This is a genomic window from Flavobacterium sp. KY-23415 (assembly GCF_055384985.1).
In genome coordinates, this window is record NZ_AP044001.1 from 3251047 (window position 1) to 3267450 (window position 16404).

Here is a 16404-nt window from a genome sequence, read left to right on the forward strand (position 1 = left end):
AAAAAAAACTCCGAGTAATTCCTCGGAGTTTGGTATAAAGATTAAGAATGCATGCATTATTCTTCGTTTTCAGATTCTTGCATGGTATGATATACATTCATCACATCATCATCTTCTTCTATTTTTTCTAGTAGTTTTTCAACATCTGCTACTTGTTCTGGAGTAAGCTCTTTTGTTACTTGAGGAATTCTTTCAAATCCAGAAGATAAAATTTCGATTCCTCTATTCTCTAATTCTTTTTGAATGGCTCCAAAACTTTCAAAAGGAGCATACATTAAAATTCCGTCTTCGTCTGCGAAAATTTCTTCCACACCAAAATCGATCATTTCTAATTCTAGTTCTTCAACATCTTGTCCTTCAGCTGGAATTCTAAAATTACAAGTATGATCAAACATAAATTCAACAGAACCTTGTGTTCCTAAAGTTCCATTACATTTGTTGAAATAACTTCTAATATTAGCAACGGTTCTATTATTGTTATCTGTTGCTGTTTCTATAAGTATTGCAATTCCATGAGGAGCATAACCTTCGAAAAGCACTTCTTTAAAATCGGCAGTATCTTTATCAGAAGCTTTTTTAATTGCACGCTCTACATTGTCTTTTGGCATGTTTGCCGACTTTGCATTTTGTATAACAGCTCTTAAACGAGAATTGGTTTCTGGATTTGGTCCGCCTTCTTTAACAGCCATAACAATATCTTTACCAATTCTTGTAAACGTTTTAGCCATTGCTGACCAACGTTTCATTTTACGTGCTTTTCTAAACTCGAATGCTCTTCCCATTTCTTATTTTTTAATCTGTGCAAATTTAATGATTTCAAGTTCAATTTCAAAAAATCAAAATTAAAAACAAGAACAAATTTGAAAATTGATCTTGAAATTAACTTTGGAGATTACTATTCGGTACTCGAAATCTTAATTATTAGTTTTGTTTTATTTAAAATGCGTACCCAACAGATACTCCTGCTCTAAACTTTAAGCCTTTTACATTATCATCATTTAAATTTGGAGTAGCATTACTAAAATAATTAGATAAACCCAGGTTTAAATCTAAAATAAATCCATTTGTTTTATTTCCTTGAAAAATCCATTGTCGTCCTAATAAAAATCCAATTCCTGCAATAGTAACTTTTTCCTTTTCATTGGTGTCTATTCTGGTTCTTTTTGCAGAACCATAACTTCCATTGGGTGCAAGGTATAAACCTTCAAATGAAGTTCTATCTTTTTTAAAGAAAAACTTATATCTCGCTTCAACAATACTTGATTTTAAATCACCTTTATTATCTTCCATATCGAAAGGAATATAACCATAAATAAGTTCAAAACTATTGTTTTTACCTGCCTTGTTTTCATAACTTAATTCAAAACCTTTAAAAGCAAAAGCTATTGGATTGACTTTAAAAGCATGGTTTTGAGCGCTCATTTTAAAACAGAAAGTAATTAAAAAGAGGTAAATTATATTTTTCATTAACAATGATTATTTAATTTGATTTCAATTTTAAAACTTGATTAGACTTGCCCTTGAATTTAAAACTTGTTCTTGATCTTGGTTTAGTTTTATCCTTCCTATTTTTTATAAAAAGGTAATTTCACCACTTTTGCAGCTACATCTTTATTTCTAATTCTAATGAATATTTCAGAATCTACTTTTGATAATTCTGTTGGAACATATCCTAATCCAATGGCAATTCCTAATGATGGCGATTGCGTTCCTGAAGTTACAATTCCAACAACATTGCCATTTGCATCTGCAATTTCATAGTCATGACGAGGAATTCCTCTTTCAACCATTTCAAAAGCTATTAATTTGCGTGTTACACCTTCTTCTTTTTGCTTTTTAAGATTTTCAGAATTAGTGAATTCTTTTGTGAATTTAGTAATCCAGCCTAATCCAGCTTCAAGTGGTGAAGTAGTATCGTTAATATCGTTTCCATATAGACAGAAGCCCATTTCTAAACGCAATGTATCTCTTGCTGCTAAACCGATTGGTTTGATGCCAAAACTTGCACCAGCTTCAAAAACTTTGTTCCAGATTTGTTCTACGTCTGCATTTTTACAATAAATTTCGAACCCACCAGAACCAGTATAACCAGTAGCAGAAACGATAACGTCATCGATTCCTGCAAAATTAGCAATCTCGAAGTGATAGTATTTAATTTCAGCTAAATTTATAGTTGTTAAAGATTGCATTGCTTCAACCGCTTTTGGTCCTTGGATCGCTAAAAGTGAATAATCTTCAGAAAGATCTTTCATATCTACTCCTAAATCATTGTGTTTAGAAATCCAATTCCAATCTTTTTCAATATTTGAAGCATTCACAACTAATAAATATTGATCTTCTTTAAGTTTATATATGATTAAATCATCAACAATTCCTCCATCATTATTTGGCAAGCAAGAATATTGAGCACGACCAATTTCCAAAACAGAAGCGTCATTTGAAGTTACTTTTTGTATTAAAGCTAATGCGTTTTCTCCTGTTAAAAGAAATTCTCCCATGTGAGAAACATCAAAAACTCCAACACCATTTCTAACGGTTTCGTGTTCTACATTTACACCTTCATATTGAACAGGCATATTGTAACCTGCAAAAGGAACCATTTTTGCACCTAAAGTTTCATGAACATGTGATAAAGCTGTATTTTTCATTGTTTGTAGTTATAAAATTTTAAAGCGGCTAATTTATTCAAAAAATGTTAATCTATAAGGGATAAAGCGTATAAATATCACTATGTTTTTAACAAATTTGATTTATTTTGTAAGGATTATATTTTTCAATTCATTATAGCTTGAAATCTTAATGCTCGATTTTTCTTTATTTAAAATTGCTTTAATTTGAATAGGCACCGTTAGTGATGTATTTAAAGTTGGCTCAACAATATCTAGAAATTTAATGGGATGAGCTGTTTCTAGGAAAAAACCAATACTTTCAGGGTAATTGCTCAACTCTTTTTTTAATCCTAAATAGCCTACTGCTCCATGCGGATCTGCAATATATTTTGATTGTTCATATATGGTTTTCATTGCCTTTTTTGTTTCTTCATCTGTATAGGAATAGGATGAAAAATCTTTTTTAAACTCAATTAAATCATTATTATACATTTCTTGGATTCGTATAAAATTACTTGGATTGCCAACATCCATAGCATTTGAAATAGTTGCAACCGATGCTTTTGGTGCATATTTCCCATTTTCTAAAAATCGTGGGACAGTGTCGTTTGCATTAGTAGTTGCTACAAAATGTTGAAGTGGTAAACCTAGTTTTTTTGCTAAAATTCCTGCGCAAATATTTCCAAAATTGCCACTTGGGCACGATACTACTAAAGGTTTATTGTGTTTTTTTAGTTCTTTGTAGGCAAAGAAAAAGTAGAACATTTGTGGTAACCAGCGTGCAACGTTAATGGAGTTGGCAGAAGTGAGGTTTTTCATTTGTAGTTCTTCATCTAAAAATGCTTTTTTTACCATATCCTGACAATCATCGAAAACGCCATTTACTTCTAAAGCAGTTATATTTTTTCCTAGCGTGGTTAGTTGTTTTTCTTGAATATCGCTAACTTTTCCAGAAGGATAGAGTATAATTACTTCCACATCTTTAACATCTAGAAAACCACTTGCGACGGCTCCGCCTGTATCTCCTGAAGTGGCAACTAGAACAATGTTTTTTTGGTTTTTATCTTTGTTGAAATATCCCAGACAGCGCGACATGAAACGTGCTCCCACATCTTTAAAAGCCATGGTTGGTCCGTGAAATAATTCTAATGAAAAAACATTGTCTTCAACTTGTACTAGTGGGAAATTGAAAGACAAAGTTTCTACTAGTATTTTCTTTAATGCATCTTTTGGAATTTCGTTCCCTATAAATTGCTCAATGACTTGAAAGGCAATTTCTTCATTGGGTAGTGACTCTATTCTATCAAAAAAAGCGCTGGATAAAGGTTGGAGTTCTTTTGGAAAATACAACCCTTTGTCAGGAGCAAGTCCGTTTATAACAGCTTCTTGAAAAGAAACTTCATGTTGTTTATTGTTTAAGCTATAGTATTTCATTTTGATGTTGTTTTGTTAGATAGTTTTTACACCTTGAGGGTTTACTTTTGATACGTGAATATCGAATGGTATTTTTGTTTCCAAATAGGCTTTTTGCATGGCATCGGCTACATTTTTAGCTACATTTTCTCCTTTGCAAAGCGCAAAAATGGAAGGGCCTGCACCCGATATTCCTGCTCCTAAGGCTCCTGTATTTAAAGCTACATTTTTTACATTGTCAAAGTTTGGAATTAAGCTTTTTCGGAGTGGTTCAACTACTACGTCATTGAGTGAGCGACCAATTAATTCGTAATCTTTAGTGTATAGTCCTGCAATTAGACCTCCAACATTTCCCCACTGTGTTATAGCCGATTTTAGTGGTATCATTGGTTCTAATACCGCTCTTGCGTCTGAAGTTTTTATTTCTATGTCTGGATGTAAAACGACTGCATAAAGCTCGGATGGACTTTCGATTTGGATTATATCTAACGGATTGTAGCCACGCACTAAAGTGAAGCCTCCAAGCATGCAAGGTGCTACATTGTCTGCATGTTCTGAACCACTTGCAATTGCTTCTCCTTTCATAGCAAATTGAACTAATTCTTTCCTGGTATAGGGCTTACCGAGTAATTCATTGATACCATATACTGCTCCAGCAGCACTTGCTGCTGAACTACCAATGCCACTTCCTGCTTTTATTTTTTTATGTATTTCCATTTCGAAACCATGTTCCAAATTTAAGCTTTCGATAATAGCTAATGCTGCAACTCCTGCAACGTTTTTATTGGTTTCATATGGGATATCTGCACCTGTTATTTTTGTGATTTTGATTCCTTTTTGTGGTGATTTTCTAAAGATCATTTCATCACCTATATTGTCTATGCAAAGTCCCAGCACATCAAACCCGCAATTGAGATTTGCTATTGTTGCTGGGCAAAATATTTTTATTTCGTTCATAATTATTGTGAAGTTATCCTTCTTTTTTATCTATTCAAATTTTAAAATGGTTAATTTAATAACCCTGATTGCAGTGGAAATCCTATTATTGAAAGCGATATTCTATATTGTTTTTTACTGTTTTTTTGTTGCTTTCAATGATAGATTGGAACGAAAAGCAGGAATTGCATTTACAGATAAAACCTAAGCTTTTCGTTACTGATTTTTATACATTTCCAATTCTAACAACATCTGCGAAAATACCTGAAGCTGTTACGGCTGCTCCTGCACCAGCTCCTTTAATGAGTAGTGGTTGTTCTACATATCTATCGGTATAAAATTGAACGATGTTGTCTTTACCTTCTAAGTTGTAAAAAGGACTGTCTTGTGGAATAAATTCAAGACCGACACTTGCTTTTCCTTTCTCGAAAGTTGCAACATATTTAAGTTTGCAGTTTTTTGATTTTGCTTCTTTGAGAAGTTTTTCAAAATGAGGAGCATGTTTAATGAGTGAAGCAAAAAAAGCTTCATTATTTGTTGTTTGCATGCATTCTACAGGTAAAAAGGACTTGTTTTCGATATTCTCAATTTCCATTTTATAACCACTTTCTCTAATAAGGATTAGTATTTTTCGAGCCACATCGATTCCGCTTAAATCTATTTTTGGATCGGGTTCTGTGAAACCTTGTATACCGGCTTCTTTTACTACATCATGGAAAGAGTTGTTTTCATCGAAATTATTGAAAATGAAATTTAAACTTCCTGATAATACGGCTTGAATTTTGTTCACTTTGTCGCCCGAAGCAATAAGATGTTTCAGAGTGTCAATTATTGGTAAGCCCGCTCCAACATTGGTTTCAAAAAGAAAAGGAGCGTTGTATTTTCGGGATAAGTTCTTGAGGTTTTGATAATTTTCAAACTTTGAAGAACAAGCTATTTTATTGCAAGTAACTACTGCAATACTTTGTGCTAAAAATTGGTTGTAAATGTTTGCAATATCACTATTGGCGGTGATGTCAACAAAGATACTGTTGCGTAAATTGAGTTTTTGTACTTCTGATATGAATTTTTTTGTATTTGCTTCTTCGGAGTCATTCAATTGTGATTTCCAGTTGACAAGATCTAATCCTTCTTCGTTGAAGATCATTTTTCGAGAATTAGACAATGCAATAACACGTACATTCATTTTGAGATTTTCTTTTAGGAATTTTTTTTGCTGGTGAATTTGATCTATGAATTTTTCTCCAACATTGCCTACACCCATAACAAACAGGTTGAGTTGTTTGGTGTTGTCTTCGAAAAAGCGTTCGTGCAATGCATTCAATGCTTTTTTAATGTCGTTTTTGTTAATTACTGCCGAGATGTTTCTTTCTGATGCTCCTTGTGCTATGGCTCTAATATTAACATTGTTTTTTCCTAATGTGCTAAACATTTTACCACTTAATCCTTGGTGATTTTTCATGTTCTCACCAACCAAAGCAATAATGCAAAGATCTTTTTCTAGACTACAAGCGTCTATTTTTTTTTGAGAAATTTCTATTTCGAATGTAGTATCTATTGCTGCTTTTGCTTTTTCAGCATCACTATTTGATATACCGATACATATTGAATGTTCTGATGATGCTTGTGTTATAAAAATTACATTTATATTATGTTGTGATAATGTTTCAAATAAGCGTTTTGATGATCCAGTAATACCGATCATTCCAGATCCTTCCAATGTTAATAATGTAATTGCTTCAATATGAGATATTCCTTTTACTGGATTTCCATTTGAAGTGCTTTGATCGGAAATATAGGTGCCTTCTTCGTTTGGTTCAAACGTGTTTTTAATTAAAATTGGAATTTTAACGTTTAACACAGGTTGAATAGTTGGAGGATAAAGTACTTTTGCACCAAAATGAGACAGTTCCATGGCTTCTTGATACGATAAATTATCAATTGGTTTCGCTTGTTTTACTAATTTTGGATTAGCAGTAAACATTCCGTTTACATCGGTCCAAATTTCTAAAGCGCTTGCATTGCTGCAATAGGCTAGGATAGAGGCTGTATAATCTGAGCCACCACGTCCCAGTGTTGTTGTTTCGTCATTATTTGTTGAAGCAACAAAACCTGGAAATAATAGGATAGTTTCTTTTTGTTTTTCTAAAACAGATGTAAATAGTTCTTTCGTTTTATTAAAGTTGACAACAGCTTTTCCAAAATTATCATTTGTTTTGATTATTTCCCTACTGTCAATATAACAACAATTATTTCCCTTGTTTTTTAATGCATAACTAATGATTTGTGAAGATAATAATTCTCCAAAGCTTAAAATTCGGTCTAAGGTTTTTGGTGTTAATTCATTTAGTAAATAGCAACCATCTAATAATGTTTTGAGTTGTTGGATTTCGTTATTTACAATTTTTTTTAATTCTTCTTGATTTTTTGAAACTATTAATTCTTCTATTACTTCATGATGTTTTGAAGCAATTTTTGTGATTAATTGCGTATATTCTGCTTGTTTATTTGCTGCTGTACTAGCTGTTAGTTGTAGCAAATCTGTTATACCACTAAGTGCAGAGACTACAACTATAAGGTTATTTTCTTGAGATTTGTTTGCAACAATGTTTATTACTTTTGAAATATTTTGGGCGTTGGCTACAGATGTGCCACCAAATTTTAATACAATCATTTTATTTGTTTGTTTTTTGAAAAAAAAATATGCTAAGAAATATACTTTTCGAAAGAAAAATATATAATACTGGATTATATGTAATGAATATACCCCTTATGGGGTAATAGTAATGATTGTAGATGTTGTGGTTATAACAAAAGACACAACCAAAGTTTTGGTTGTATTTATAGAAGAATATGTTCTTTTGTTATTAAACATAGGGCAAATATAGAACAAAATTATTAATATAAAAGCGTATATGTTAGTAATTGAATAAAAAATTGTGATTTTGTTTAATTATTTTTTTTGTTGGTTGGTTTTCTATTATTATTTAACTCAAATTAAGCATTTGAATTCTATTAGGAAAAATAGCTACTTTATATTTGCTTCAGTACTTCGTTTTACGTCCTCTATGTAGCTAATGCAACATTTGTGGGTGAAAACTTCTGTACCTCGCAACTATTTTGCATCTATTTCTCTCATAACATAGTCTAATGCGTAATTTGGGTTTAACTAAAAATAGTAGTTAAAAATGTTGTTTCTTAACAATTGTTTACGGAATTTTGGCATTAAATTTTTTTAAGAAATGGAAACAGTACATTATATAAGTTCAGATTTAGTATCAATAGAAAAGATTAATGAAATTATTTCTAAAGGTCTAAAGTTAGAACTATCAGAGGAAGCAAGAGCAAATATTGTTAAATGTAGAACCTATTTAGATGAGAAATTACAATCTAATGAAAGACCAATTTATGGAATAAATACTGGTTTTGGTTCGCTTTGTAATGTTAAGATTTCTAATGAGAATTTATCAAAGCTGCAAGATAATTTAGTGAAATCTCATGCTTGTGGTACTGGAGAAGAAGTGCCTTTAGAAATTGTTAAAATAATGCTTTTACTAAAGATACAATCTTTAAGTTATGGTCACTCTGGAGTTCAATTAGAAACTGTAGAAAGGCTGATTGCATTTTACAATAATGATATATTACCAGTTATTTATACTCAAGGTTCTTTAGGAGCAAGTGGAGATTTAGCTCCTTTAGCGCATTTAGCACTACCTTTAATTGGTGAAGGAGAAGTGTATAAAGATGGATTTAGACAACCTGCTTCTAAAATGTTAGAAGCTATGGGGTGGAATACAATTTCATTGCAATCTAAAGAAGGTTTGGCTTTGTTAAACGGAACTCAATTTATGAGTGCCTATGGAGTTTATGTATTAATTAAATCGAATAAGTTGTCCTATTTAGCAGATGTTATTGGAGCAATTTCTTTAGAAGGTTTTGATGGAAGATTAGAACCATTCACAGATTTGATTCATTTAATTCGCCCACATAAAGGTCAAGTAGAAACGGCACAGAGAATGAATGAAATCTTGGATGGTAGTGAAATTATTGAACAAGAGAAAAAACATGTTCAAGATCCCTATTCGTTCAGATGTATACCACAGGTACATGGTGCAAGTAAAGATACAATTGGATATGTGAAAAAAGTCTTTAAGACAGAAATTAATTCGGTTACTGATAATCCTAATATTTTTGTAGGGGAAGATAAGATCATTTCAGGAGGTAATTTTCATGGACAGCCACTTGCCCTTGCATTAGATTTCTTAGGTATTGCTTTAGCAGAATTAGGAAGTATTTCAGAAAGAAGAACGTATCAATTAATTTCTGGATTGAGAGAGTTGCCAGCTTTCCTAGTAAGTGATCCAGGTCTGAATTCTGGGTTTATGATTCCGCAATATACAGCAGCAAGTATTGTGAGTCAAAACAAACAATTAGCTACTCCTTCAAGTATAGACAGTATAGTGTCAAGTAATGGTCAAGAAGATCATGTGAGTATGGGAGCAAATGCAGCAACAAAAACATTGAGAATTGTAGATAATTTGGAACGAATTTTAGCAATAGAATTGTTAAACGCTTCCCAGGCTTTAGAGTTTAGAAGACCTTTGAAATCAAGTGACTTTATAGAAATGTTTATAAAATCGTATCGCGATGAAGTGTCATTTGTTAGTGAAGATAGAATTTTACACTATGATATTGAAAAATCTATTGATTTTTTAAGGAGCTTCCAAATTGATGAGGAAGTTTTTGGGTAATACTATGAGGATTTAATAAAAAAGACAAAAGTGGTTTTACCTGCTTTTGTCTTTTTTGTGTCTAATTAGGCACATTCACAATTAAATAAATACTTGCTTATCAGTTATTTAATTTGTATTTTAGAAGAAATAAACCCCGAGAATGCTCAAAAAGAGTCAAAAACGGGGTTTTCTTTTAAATATGTATGTCAAAAATAATACGAATAAGTGAATTTCAGCACAAATTGCCTTTAAATATTATCAATGAAGATTTTAATGTTTTTTATGAGCAATTTCTAAAGTCTGATTTAGGTAAAATTCATCTAGCTACACCTTTTTCAGAACTTTCTCAAAGTTTTAAATTGAAAGCGTGCAAAAAAGGTCCAGATTGCATTTTTAGTACTAAAGGTAAGATTGCCTTGATGATGCTAAAAAACTATTATGGTTGTTCTGATGCTAAACTAATCGAGTTGTTAAACGGAAATGTTTACATGCAATACTTTTGTGATATTGTATTACCTCTAGATTCCCCGCTTACAAATTTTAAAATAGTTAGCCAAATAAGAATGGAATTAGCCAAAAAATTAGATGTTCGAAAAGTTCAAGAAACATTAGCTAAAAGCTGGCTACCTTATATGAATGATTTAGACAAAGTCTTGATAGATGCCACTTGTTATGAGAGTGAGTTGCGTTTTCCTACCAATGAGAAACTACTTTGGGAATGTATTGTGTGGAATTATAATCAAATGAAATCATTATGTGGCATTTTAAAAATAAAACTTCCAAGAACCAAATATATTGATTGGTGTAAACGCTACAATGAGTATTCTAGAAAAAGAAAAAAAACAGCAAAGCAACGAACAAAAATGACTCGTGGTCTTCTGAAATTATTATATAAACTTAATGGAGAATTGAGTAAAATTGAAAATCAATATTCCTTTGAGCCAACCACAAAATACAGCAAACAACGCAGAATAATCCGTCTTATTTACCAACAACAATCAAAAATTTTTGCAACAGGAAAAAGCGTTCCCGATAGAATTGTTAGCATAAATAAAAGTTATATTCGCCCAATTGTGCGTGGTAAAGAAGTAAAACAAGTAGAATTTGGAGCAAAAGTAAATAAAATTCAAATTGATGGAATCAATTTTATAGAACATATAGAATACCGTGCCTTTAACGAAGGAACTCGATTTCAAAACAGTATATTTTGCGCACAAAATCTAACTAAAACTAAAGTAAGAATTACTGGAGCTGATGCTATTTATGCCACAAATAAAAACAGAACTTTTTCGTCCACAAATAACATACAAACAGACTTTGTTAGAAAAGGAAAAGCTGGAAAACACGAAGAGCATAGAAAGAAGCTAGCCTCAGAAATTAAAAAAGAAAGAGCTACTCGATTAGAAGGTAGTTTTGGCAAAGAAAAAGAGCACTATAATTTACGAAAGATAAAAGCTAGAACCAAGAAAAGTGAAATGCTTTGGATTTTTTTCGGAATACATACAGCTAATGCTAAAGAAATAGGAAGAAGAATTTACAAAAATCAAACACAACTAGCAGCGTAAAGTATTCAAAAAAATACTTTATAGGAAAAGTGCGTCTTGTTGAGAAATATCAAATTTAAAAATCATAAAAACATATAATTTTTACTACAAAATAAAAAACCTCAATTATATTAATATGAATTGAGGTTTTTATTTAAAGTATTTTTCAAAAAATCTTGTTACTTCTGAATTTGCCTAATTATTTTTGATTTTGAAGCGCATTTCATTTGTGTTTTTTTTCAAGAAGCAGTTATTCTTAAAAGTAATAGCAAACCTATAAACGCAGGTAAACCTTGAATGAAAAATATTTTTTTAGAAACAGTTAATGCACCATATATTCCAGCTATTAAAACACAACTTAGAAAGAAAACTGCTATTTTATGACTCCAAGCAGGGTTTCTAATGGTTAACGACCAGAGTAAGCCAGCTGCTAAAAAACCATTATATAGCCCTTGATTGGCAGCCATTGTTTTAGTTTTAGGGAAAAGTTCTTTTGGAAAATTTTTAAAAACTTTAGGGGCTTTTGTGGTCCAAGCAAACATTTCTAACCAAAGAAAATAAAGATGTAGTATTGCTACAAAAATGATAATGGTTTGTGTAAAAATTGGAAGTGTCATAATTCAAGTTGTTTAATCAATTTGTTCAACAATAGTTGTTAATTTGGTGGATGGATCATTTTTCATATGCATTTCTAATTCTAAAAAAACTCCATTAATTTTTTTAATCTCTACTACTAATTCATAATCTATTTTTAAAAACTTAGCAGTTCTTTTTGTTGTTTTTAATTTATAAGTGCATTCGTCAATCCATTTTACCTCAAAATCAAGAGTAAAATTTTCTCCTATTTTTCTTTCTGTTTGAATATTTCCTTTTCTTTCAATTATGTAAGTGACACCTAGTTGATTGTCCTGAAGTTTAAATTTACCATTTCTGAAATCTTTACAGTGTTGAGATAGGCTAATATTGATAAAACTGAAGAAGAAAATAATTATGGTTATAATTTTGTTCACATTTATTTCCATTTAAAGTTTTTTTCAATCGCTTTAATCATTTCTCCCGCAATGTCCTTTTGAGTTGCTCCTTCAATACCTTCAAGACCAGGTGAGGAGTTGACTTCTAATAATAATGGTCCTTTACTTGAGCGAATAATATCTACTCCTGCTACTTTTAAGTCCATGGCTTTTGCAGCTCTAATGGCAATTTTTTTCTCTTCTGGTGTTACTTTTACAACTGAAGCAGAACCGCCCATATGTATGTTTGCTCTAAACTCTCCAGGAGCAGCTTCTCTTTGCATAGCTGCAACTACTTTTCCATCAACAACAAAAAGACGTAAATCTTTTCCATTTGCTTCTTTGATGAATTCTTGTACTAATATGTTTGCATTTAGGCTTTTGAAAGCATTAATTACTGATTCTGCTGCTTTCTTAGTTTCTGCTAATACAACTCCTTTTCCTTGTGTTCCTTCTAATAGTTTCACAATTAATGGTGAACCACCAACCATTTTAATTAGGTCGTCTGTGTCTAAAGGTGAATTTGCAAATCCTGTAGTAGGAATATCTACACCATTATTTAATAATAATTGAAGTGAAAACAGTTTATCTCTGGATTGTGTAATAGCAGAAGCATTGTTTAAAGCGAATACTTTTAGAGCTTCAAATTGTCGTGTTAATGCACAACCATAATAAGTCATACTTGGTCGTATCCTTGGAATTACTGCATCAAAATCATTTAAAATTTTACCACCACGATAATGTATTTCAGGAGTATCAGCATCAAGCTTCATGTAGCAATATTTTAAATTTAAAAAATGCATTTCATGGCCTCTTAATTCTCCTGCTTCAATAATTCTTTTATTGCTATACAAATCTGGATTGCTTGCGAGAAGTCCTATTCTTAATCCTTTTTTTACATTAGAATTGTCATAATAAAATTCCTTTAACTTTTCATTACTTGGTTGTCCTAGTAAGAATTTTTTTTCTGGATCAACTAATACTCTTCCAGACATTGCTTCCCTACCTAAAAGCATTCGAAACCCCATAGAGTCTCTATTAGTAAGTGTTAATTCTACGTCCCATTTTTTGCCTCCAATTTCAAGGTGTGTTTTAATAACAAATCTTTTTTCTCGAAAACCACTAGAACTTTTTACAATTCTTTGATCTACTAATTTTGCTTCACAATGAATAACAGTTTTAGCATTATTCTGAATGGGGTTTATATCGAACTTCACCCAGTCATCACCATCTTTTTGAAACGGTTTTATATTTGTTGCATGTAAAGCAGATGTTTTAGCTCCTGAGTCAACACGTGCTTTAATTGTTGGAATCCCTAGTGTAGGGAAAGAACACCATTCTTCACTACCAACTATTACTTTGTCTTGCATCTTTTTATATTTTATATTTTTTGAATGTGCTTTAAAGAAAAGAAAACCTACTAATTAGTAGGTTTTTCAGATTTTATTATTTCTATTGTTAATTCGTTGGAGGCTTCATTAAGATCCATAAAAATTTGATCTCCCTCTTGTATTTTTGAAGTAATTATTTCTTCAGCAAGAGCGTCTTCTACATATTTTTGAATGGCCCTTTTTAGTGGTCTAGCACCAAACTGTTTATCGAACCCTTTGTCAGCAATATAATCTTTTGCTTTTTCAGAAAGCTTCAAATTATAGCCTAAATCTTTAACACGAAGGTATAATTTATCCATTTCAATATCAATGATTAAATCAATATCTTCTTTCTCAAGAGTGTTGAACACGATAACGTCATCAATTCTGTTTAGAAATTCAGGAGCGAATGCTTTTTTTAGTGCGTTTTCAATCACACCTTTAGAGTGTTCGTCTACTTGGTTTGCTCTTGCAGTAGTTCCAAAACCTACTCCTTGACCAAAATCTTTCAATTGTCTTGCTCCAACATTAGATGTCATTATGATAATAGTGTTTCTAAAATCAATTTTTCTCCCTAAGCTATCCGTTAGGTGTCCATCATCTAAAACTTGAAGCATCATGTTGAAAACATCTGGATGTGCTTTTTCAATTTCATCTAGTAAAACTACACAATATGGTTTTCTTCTTACTTTTTCAGTTAATTGTCCACCTTCTTCATACCCAACATATCCAGGAGGTGCACCAACTAGTCTTGAAATAGCGAATTTTTCCATATATTCACTCATGTCAATACGTACTAAAGCATCTTCTGAGTCAAAAAGTTCTCTTGCCAATACTTTTGCTAATTGTGTTTTACCAACTCCCGTTTGACCTAAAAAGATAAATGAACCAATTGGTTTGTTTGGGTCTTTTAAGCCAGCTCTATTCCTTTGAATTGCTTTTGCAATTTTTTCAACAGCAGTATTTTGACCAATTACTTTTCCTTTAATGAGTTCTGGTAATTTTGCTAATTTATTACTTTCAGTTTGTGCAATCCTATTTACGGGAATTCCTGTCATCATTGAAACAACATCTGCCACATTGTCTTCTGTTACAGTAACACGATTATTTTTAGCATCTTCTTCCCATTGTTCTTGAGCTATAGCTAAGTCTTTTTCAATGCGTTTTTCATCGTCCCTTAGTTTAGCGGCTTCTTCATATTTCTGTTTTTTTACTACAGTATTTTTGTTTTCACGTACTTCTTCTAATTGACGTTCAAGTTCTAATATTTGTTTTGGAACATCAATATTTGTTATATGTACTCTAGATCCTGCTTCGTCTAAAGCATCAATAGCTTTGTCTGGAAGGAATCTTTCAGTCATATATCTATTGGTAAGCTTTACACAGGCTTCTATTGCTTCATCTGTATAGGTAACATTATGATGATCTTCATATTTACCTTTAATGTTGTTTAATATTGTAATTGTTTCATCTACAGATGTTGGTTCAATTATTACTTTTTGAAAACGTCTTTCCAAGGCTCCATCTTTCTCAATATATTGACGATATTCATCTAAAGTTGTCGCACCAACACATTGAATTTCTCCTCTTGCTAATGCAGGTTTAAACATGTTCGATGCGTCTAAGGAACCTGTAGCTCCACCAGCACCGACTATAGTGTGAATTTCGTCTATAAAAAGAATAATATCGTCATTCTTTTCAAGTTCGTTCATCACTGCTTTCATTCTTTCTTCAAATTGTCCACGGTATTTAGTTCCAGCAACCAAGCTTGCTAAATCTAAGGTAACAACGCGTTTATTGAATAAAATTCGAGATACCTTTTTCTTTACTATTCGCAGAGCTAGTCCTTCAGCAATAGCAGATTTTCCAACACCAGGTTCTCCAATTAATAATGGATTATTTTTCTTTCTCCTACTTAAAATTTGAGAAACTCTTTCAATTTCTTTTTCGCGACCTACAACGGGGTCTAATTTACCTTCTTCGGCCATTTCAGTTAAGTCACGACCAAAATTGTCTAAAACAGGTGTTTTAGACTTTTTATTTGTTTTGTTTCCAGGAGGAGGAGTACTAAAACCACCATCTCTAGCACTTTCTTCATGACTAGCATCATCATTAAATTCTGCTTTTGGAAGATTTTCTATATAATCGTTTTCGTTTGTAATCATAGCTGTATATTGATCTTTTACAGATTCATAATCTATTTTTAGTTTGTTTAATAATTTTGTTGTAGGGTCATTTTCATTTCTTAAAATACATAATAATAAATGAGCCGTACTGATAGAAGAACTATTGTATAATTTTGCTTCTAGGAATGTAGTCTTTAAGGCTCTTTCTGCCTGACGAGTTAAGTGTAAGTTCTTTTTTTCGTTATTTTGAGTTCCTACAGGGCTAGCAGGGCTTAAAATTTCTACTTTTCTTCTTAAATGGTCGAAATCAATGGTTAAATTATTAAGTATAGCCATAGCTCTGCCTTGACCTTCTCTAAGAAGCCCCAACATTAAGTGCTCTGTACCTATATAGTCATGTCCTAATCGTAAAGCTTCTTCTTTGCTGTAAGAAATAACATCTTTTACTCTTGGTGAAAAATTATCGTCCATTTTATTCTAAATTGTAGGTGTAAATATACTAAGATATGAGAGAATAAGCAAAAAATATGCCCTTTTCAGATTCTATATGCTAATTGACAAAAAAAAAATGAAAAAAAAAAATCTAGGGAGAAAAGTTTATAATGATTTTTTTAATATTAAATTGTTAATAAATCTTTCAAATTTATCTATAAAAGTTAAAAT

General features: G+C 31.7%; 13 protein-coding genes. 3 read left to right on the forward strand and 10 right to left on the reverse strand.

Annotated features, from left to right (window positions below):
- Positions 1-56: 56 nt before the first annotated feature.
- The 5 genes from ACZ49Z_RS14275 to ACZ49Z_RS14295 form a co-directional block, all read right to left on the reverse strand.
- Positions 57-782, reverse strand: a complete 726-nt coding sequence (locus ACZ49Z_RS14275) for a YebC/PmpR family DNA-binding transcriptional regulator (RefSeq protein WP_464304981.1) — start codon at positions 780-782, stop codon at positions 57-59.
- 154 nt (positions 783-936) lie between these two features.
- Complete coding sequence (locus ACZ49Z_RS14280; protein WP_464304982.1) at positions 937-1467, reverse strand: DUF3575 domain-containing protein; 531 nt, start codon at positions 1465-1467, stop codon at positions 937-939.
- 98 nt (positions 1468-1565) lie between these two features.
- Positions 1566-2648, reverse strand: coding sequence for a glycine cleavage system aminomethyltransferase GcvT (gcvT, locus tag ACZ49Z_RS14285; RefSeq protein ID WP_464304983.1), 1083 nt, complete (start codon positions 2646-2648; stop codon positions 1566-1568).
- A gap of 102 nt (positions 2649-2750) precedes the next feature.
- Complete coding sequence (thrC, locus tag ACZ49Z_RS14290; protein ID WP_464304984.1) at positions 2751-4043, reverse strand: threonine synthase; 1293 nt, start codon at positions 4041-4043, stop codon at positions 2751-2753.
- Positions 4044-4058: 15 nt separating this feature from the next.
- The gene (locus ACZ49Z_RS14295; RefSeq protein ID WP_464304985.1) at positions 4059-4979 is read right to left on the reverse strand and encodes a homoserine kinase; all 921 of its coding nucleotides are present in this window, start codon (positions 4977-4979) and stop codon (positions 4059-4061) included.
- A 46-nt stretch (positions 4980-5025) separates the two neighbouring features.
- Here ACZ49Z_RS14295 and ACZ49Z_RS14300 point away from each other — a divergent pair, with 46 nt between their 5' ends.
- Positions 5026-5166, forward strand: a complete 141-nt coding sequence (locus tag ACZ49Z_RS14300; RefSeq protein ID WP_464304986.1) for a hypothetical protein — start codon at positions 5026-5028, stop codon at positions 5164-5166.
- Positions 5167-5184: 18 nt separating this feature from the next.
- Here ACZ49Z_RS14300 and thrA read toward each other — a convergent pair whose 3' ends face one another.
- On the reverse strand, positions 5185-7632 hold the full coding sequence (gene thrA, locus ACZ49Z_RS14305; RefSeq protein ID WP_464304987.1) for a bifunctional aspartate kinase/homoserine dehydrogenase I: 2448 nt from the start codon (positions 7630-7632) through the stop codon (positions 5185-5187).
- 568 nt (positions 7633-8200) lie between these two features.
- Between thrA and hutH the strand changes: the two genes are divergently transcribed.
- Both hutH and ACZ49Z_RS14315 read left to right on the forward strand, forming a co-directional pair.
- Positions 8201-9709: a histidine ammonia-lyase gene (gene hutH, locus ACZ49Z_RS14310; protein WP_464304988.1), complete on the forward strand. Its 1509-nt coding sequence runs from the start codon at positions 8201-8203 to the stop codon at positions 9707-9709.
- A gap of 185 nt (positions 9710-9894) precedes the next feature.
- Positions 9895-11256, forward strand: a complete 1362-nt coding sequence (locus tag ACZ49Z_RS14315; protein ID WP_464304430.1) for a transposase family protein — start codon at positions 9895-9897, stop codon at positions 11254-11256.
- 218 nt (positions 11257-11474) lie between these two features.
- Here ACZ49Z_RS14315 and ACZ49Z_RS14320 read toward each other — a convergent pair whose 3' ends face one another.
- The 4 genes from ACZ49Z_RS14320 to ACZ49Z_RS14335 are packed head-to-tail and all read right to left on the reverse strand — an operon-like array spanning position 11475 to position 16212.
- Positions 11475-11852 carry a DUF1304 domain-containing protein gene (locus ACZ49Z_RS14320; protein ID WP_464304989.1) on the reverse strand — a complete coding sequence of 126 codons (378 nt, stop codon included), beginning with the start codon at positions 11850-11852 and terminating at the stop codon, positions 11475-11477.
- Between the two features lie 12 nt (positions 11853-11864).
- The gene (locus ACZ49Z_RS14325) at positions 11865-12257 is read right to left on the reverse strand and encodes a hypothetical protein (RefSeq protein WP_464304990.1); all 393 of its coding nucleotides are present in this window, start codon (positions 12255-12257) and stop codon (positions 11865-11867) included.
- Positions 12248-13615: a 30S ribosomal protein S6--L-glutamate ligase gene (gene rimK, locus ACZ49Z_RS14330; protein ID WP_464304991.1), complete on the reverse strand. Its 1368-nt coding sequence runs from the start codon at positions 13613-13615 to the stop codon at positions 12248-12250. The genes ACZ49Z_RS14325 and rimK overlap by 10 nt, the downstream gene beginning before the upstream one ends.
- A 50-nt stretch (positions 13616-13665) precedes the next feature.
- Positions 13666-16212 carry an ATP-dependent Clp protease ATP-binding subunit gene (locus ACZ49Z_RS14335; RefSeq protein WP_464304992.1) on the reverse strand — a complete coding sequence of 849 codons (2547 nt, stop codon included), beginning with the start codon at positions 16210-16212 and terminating at the stop codon, positions 13666-13668.
- Between the last annotated feature and the right edge of the window lie 192 nt (positions 16213-16404).